This is a genomic window from Streptomyces sp. NPDC058307, from assembly GCF_042880295.1.
GTDB lineage: Bacteria > Actinomycetota > Actinomycetes > Streptomycetales > Streptomycetaceae > Streptomyces.
Window position 1 is genome coordinate 11,262 of record NZ_JBHVYZ010000075.1, and the last position, 4,438, is coordinate 15,699.

The window sequence follows — 4,438 nt, forward strand, 5'->3', positions numbered from 1 at the left end:
CGTGGGCGAGCTGGGCCAGGGTGGTGGTCTTGCCGGTGCCCGCACTAGCCTGTAGGGCCAGGTGTTGGCCAGCGTGGAAGGCGTCGGCCGCGGCGGCCTGTTCGGTGGTCGGTTTCAGCACGGCGCAGCTCCGGAAGTGCGGGTCAGGGCGTGCCCGACGGCCGCGACGAGATGGGCGGGCGTGGTGTGGGCGAGCAGGTCCTGCAGGGCCCGGTCGAGGCGGTCGGCCTCGTCGTCGGCGTGCTGGGCCAGCGCCCGGTGAAGGGCCAGTTCCACAAAGCGCTGGGGTTTCTGCGCTGCGCGGCCGGTCGCTGCCCTGAGGGCGGTGTGCGCGGAGGGCGGGAAGGCGACGTTGAGCAGGATCTTGCCGCATCGGTCGGGGTAGTGCGTGGTGATGACGTCGACGGGCAGCCGTGTGCCGATCTGGCGGCGCAGTCGAGTGAGAGCCTTTCCCGAGGTCTTGGCGCGTACGACGGTCATGAGCCGGGTGGCGTCGGAGTTGGCTGCGAGCGGCATCGTGCGGCCGGCGTGATGGAGTTCGGCCGCGGTCAGGGATCGGGTCAGGGTGATTTCCAGGGCGTGGTGCGCCATCGTCATGCCTCGCCTCCGGGGTCGTGCGGGAGGCGCGTGCGGATGTGCGCTGCGTGCAGGAGGGGGTCGAAGACCTGCCATCCGGCCATGGCAAGGTCGGCGGCGTTCGGGGCGGCAGCGTGAGCGGGGCAGCGCTGGGTGCGCCAGCGCAGCTGCTCCCCGTACGGCAGGCGGCTGAGGTCGTAGAGGGCCATCAGCCCGGCAGGCAGGGTGAGTTGGCCGCGCTGCGGGCTGGCAGGCAGGAGTGCCCAGACCCCTTTGGGGGCGTCGGGGGCGAGGACGGGCAGCAGGCAGCGGCGGCGGTGCCGGGTCTGGGCCACACACCGGATGTCCTCGATCGGCCGGTCGGCGAGATAGCGGCCCAGCAGCAGCTGCACGACGGGACGGGCGGGCGGGGCGCTGCTGGCGGCCGGCTCGGGAGCGGCTGGCGTGGACGGGGCGAAGGCACCTGAGTCGATCAAGCACCGGGAGCGGACGCCGAGTTGGCGGCGCATCTCCTCGACGTGGGCGGTCAGGCGGGCCGTTGGGGTACGGCTCGGGCAGAGCACGGCGTGCGGGATGCGGCACCAGGCGCTGCCGTCGCCGTGCGGGTGGGCGATGCCGCAGCTCAGATGCCAGCGGCAGGAAGCGGGGACGTGAGCGACGGCGAGTTCGGCGGGGTGCAGGGCGATGGGGCGCCGATCGGCGCGCTGGTAGAAGTCGATGTGGTTGCCGCAGGCGCGGCAGCGGCCGCTCTGACCGGTGCGCAGCAGACGGCTGGGGCTGGTGGCGGCCACCCGCAGCGGACGGCGTACCGCCGGGCGGGGGCCGCCGTCCCAGTGGCAGCCAGTGGAGGCGGAGTTGGGGCACATGACGGTGAAGCTTCCAGACGACGCGCCGCTGCACCGGGACAGCACCTCAGAGTGTCCTACGGATGGCGCAATCCCGGGGAACGCCCGCACGACCGAACGAACGCGTGCTCGACGCCGGGTCGCCTGTTCAGGTGATGTCGCGCCGGGGTGACGGAGGGGCCTGACGGGCGGTTCAGAGTTGCGGCGTGCCGGGTGGGGTGTGGTCTGCGCAGAGGGAGCCGAGGAGCTCGTCGATGGAGACGTCGAAGGCGTGGGCGACGGCGTGCCAGGTAGTGACGCTGCCGGTGGTGTGGCCGTGTTCCAGGTCGATGAGGGTGCGCCGGGCCAGGCCGCTGCGGCGGGCGAGTTCATCGAAGGTCCAGTTGCGCTCGCCCCTCAGCCTCGCCAGCGTCACACGCAACGCAAGGAGGTCGGGATCGGGCGGCAAGATCGTCACCCCACCATCCGACGGTGCAGGACCCTGCCCTGTCAGTGCAGACCTCTGCACTATTTGCTAGGGAAGGGGTGACACTCGGCGGTGGTGGAGTAGGTGCTGCGGGTGCCTCGCCCACCGCCCCGGACGACGCCTGGGACACACCCGTTCGACGGCACGGATCAGATCGGAGGAAAGCGAGCCCGATGAGGCTCTCCACGCACGAAACGGTGCAGCGCATCTGGACGGTGCGGCTGCACCCGCAGCCGGGCGGGCCGCTGCTGAGCTGCCCTCAATGCCCGCTGCACGGCTACCGGCTGCAGGCCGCCTCGGCCCGCTCCGCCGCCCTGACGCACCTGGCCCGCCACGCCCGACGGGACGTACTGCCCGGGCATTTGCGCACCTGCCAGTGCCGGGCCCGGAACTGCTCCTGGCACCCGCGCCACCGCGGCTGCGCCGGCCCCGTGCTCCTGGCTCTGACCTGCGACCGCAGCGGCCGCGTGTGGCGCCTCGCGGATGCTTGCGCCGCCTGCGCGGCCGCCACCACCAACACAGCCGTCGTGCCCGACACCCTGCTGGCCTCCGTACGCGCACGGCCGGCCGGTGCGGCAGCCAGGCGCACCCGTCCCCCGCACGGACCGGGCGAGCGGCTGCGGGTGCGGGAAATACTCACCTACCTCGGGGTGGCGCTGCCCCGCTTCTCCTCCCCCGCCGCCCGGCTGCTGGCCCTGCAATGCGCTCTGCGCGCCGACAGCCGAGGCCGCGTCCGGCTCCCCAGCGGTCTCCTGCGCAGCATGCGGCTGCACGGCCGCGCCGAACTCTGGAGCGAACTGGAACATGCCGGGTGGCTCCGCTGTTCCCTCCCGCGGCGTGCCCACGTGGAAGCGCGTCTGCTCGATGCGGACATGCAGACCCAGGCATCCGGTCGCAGTGTCCGCGCCCGCGCGGCGCACTGGGCCCTGCGCTCTGTTCCGCTGGTCACGCCGCGTGGAATGTCCCCCACGGTGCAGCTCACCGCTCTGGTCCTGGCAGCCCACACGTCCGACCGCGTCGGAAGCGCGGAACTCGACGTCCTTGCCCGGCTGGGCGGTCAGTCCCCGCAACAGGTGGAGGACCTCCTCGACCAACTGGTCCGCTGCCGTCTCCTGGCCGCCTGGCAGCACCTCAGGGAGCACGACGAGATCTGCTGGCGCTTGCCCGAGCGCGGGGCATACTGAGCAGCGCCACACCAGGACGGTGAACCCACCGCCGGCCGGTCGTCCCGCTCGGCTCAAGGGGTGTGTAACCGGTCGAATGATGGCCGCAATCGGTCACGCGCGCACGCAGTCGGGCAGGAAGTCGCCATGCTTGTTCTTAGTGGCCGGGCATGTCGGTGTGGACGCTAGCGTCCACCGGAGTGCGCACTGCTGCGGGAGGCTGGACGTCATAGTGGAAGCGGTCTCGGAACTTCTCACTCTCAGAACGGACTACGCGGCCAAGCTCGATGCCGACCTGGAGCTGGTCGAGAAGGACCGCGAGCGGGTCCGTGCGGAGCTCACCGCGTTGCAGGATCAGCTGCACACCTTGGAAGGCAATCACGCCCTGCTGCTGAGCATGCGGGAGGCCCTGTCGGGTCACTCCCCCGCCGCCCGCCCGGGGCCGGGGCCGGGCGGTGCAGTTACGACCGGCAACGCTCCTGCCGCTCCGCCTGTGTCCGACGGCGTGCCGCACTCGGACGACGGCGCCGCTGTCGGCTGCGGCACGGGTGTGGAGGCACTGGAGGAAACGCCGGAAGCCGCGAAGAAGGCGCCGACGCTGCGGGATCTGGTGGCCGGTGAGCTGAAACGGCGGAGCGATCCCTGCTCGTCGCACGATGTCGCCGCCGCACTAGCTCGGGCGCACCCTGGCCGGAGGATCAAGGAGCCTGCGATGCGTCACGCGCTGGAAGCGCTGGTCGCGCAGGGACGGGTCGGGCGGTCCAAGCGCGGCTCGCGCGTCTTCTACTTCTCGGCCGGCACGGGTAAGGGCTGACGTTCGCCGGCCTGGCGGAGTGTCATCGCTGGTTCAGGCAGCCGCGTCACGAAGCGGCTGCGCGGGCGGCAGGAAGACCGGCATCGTCTCGAAGCCGAGAGCTTTGAGGCCGGCTTGCTGGCGGGGTGTCATCTGGGCGCTGTCCCTGCGCCGCCGGATCAGCCAGGCACCGAGGTGGACCTGGTCGCCGAGGATCTCTTCGGTGTGGTCCTTGGGCATGTCGAGGTGCCCGTGTCGCTGGTGGTACTGGCGGGCCGCGCGCAGGCCGCGGTTAAAGGCCCTCTCGCGCAGACTGGCGGGGCGGGTCAGCAGCATGCTGTGGGGATGGGCGTCGGGGCAGGCTCGGGCCAGGGCGGCCAGGAGGTGCTTCTGCTGGGGATCGAGCAGGTGGAAGTGGGTGATCTGGCGGTCCAGCCAGCTGTCCCAAGCGGAGTCACGGCTGTCGTGGCGGTGATAGGTGCACCGCCAGGTGCTGGCGGTCAGGCGGCGTCTGATCTGCGCGTAGGTGTACTGCCAGCGCAAACTCCAGGGCGGGTTCCAGAAGGGGTCGACGGCGTTGAGGGAGGCGATGCGG

Annotated in this window: 6 protein-coding genes; 2 read left to right on the forward strand and 4 right to left on the reverse strand. The window is 71.7% G+C overall.

Going from position 1 to position 4,438, the window contains the following annotated elements:
• Positions 1-114: 114 nt before the first annotated feature.
• From ACFVYN_RS35505 to ACFVYN_RS35515, 3 genes are all read right to left on the reverse strand, one after another.
• A complete protein-coding gene (locus ACFVYN_RS35505) occupies positions 115-597 on the reverse strand; it encodes a hypothetical protein (RefSeq protein ID WP_390006161.1) in 483 nt (160 codons plus the stop codon).
• Positions 594-1,442, reverse strand: a complete 849-nt coding sequence (locus tag ACFVYN_RS35510; RefSeq protein WP_390006163.1) for a DUF6083 domain-containing protein — start codon at positions 1,440-1,442, stop codon at positions 594-596. The genes ACFVYN_RS35505 and ACFVYN_RS35510 overlap by 4 nt, the downstream gene beginning before the upstream one ends.
• A gap of 172 nt (positions 1,443-1,614) precedes the next feature.
• Complete coding sequence (locus ACFVYN_RS35515; protein ID WP_390006165.1) at positions 1,615-1,878, reverse strand: helix-turn-helix transcriptional regulator; 264 nt, start codon at positions 1,876-1,878, stop codon at positions 1,615-1,617.
• A gap of 182 nt (positions 1,879-2,060) precedes the next feature.
• On the opposite strand from ACFVYN_RS35515, the gene ACFVYN_RS35520 reads away from it, so the two are divergent.
• Both ACFVYN_RS35520 and ACFVYN_RS35525 read left to right on the forward strand, forming a co-directional pair.
• Positions 2,061-3,071: a hypothetical protein gene (locus tag ACFVYN_RS35520; protein ID WP_390006167.1), complete on the forward strand. Its 1,011-nt coding sequence runs from the start codon at positions 2,061-2,063 to the stop codon at positions 3,069-3,071.
• A gap of 211 nt (positions 3,072-3,282) precedes the next feature.
• Positions 3,283-3,864 (forward strand): hypothetical protein, encoded by a 582-nt coding sequence (locus ACFVYN_RS35525; protein ID WP_390006169.1) that lies wholly within the window; start codon positions 3,283-3,285, stop codon positions 3,862-3,864.
• Positions 3,865-3,897: 33 nt separating this feature from the next.
• On the opposite strand, the gene ACFVYN_RS35530 is transcribed toward ACFVYN_RS35525, so the two are convergent.
• Positions 3,898-4,438, reverse strand: a 541-nt coding sequence (locus ACFVYN_RS35530) for a helicase associated domain-containing protein (protein ID WP_390006171.1), incomplete at its 5' end; no start/stop codon positions are given.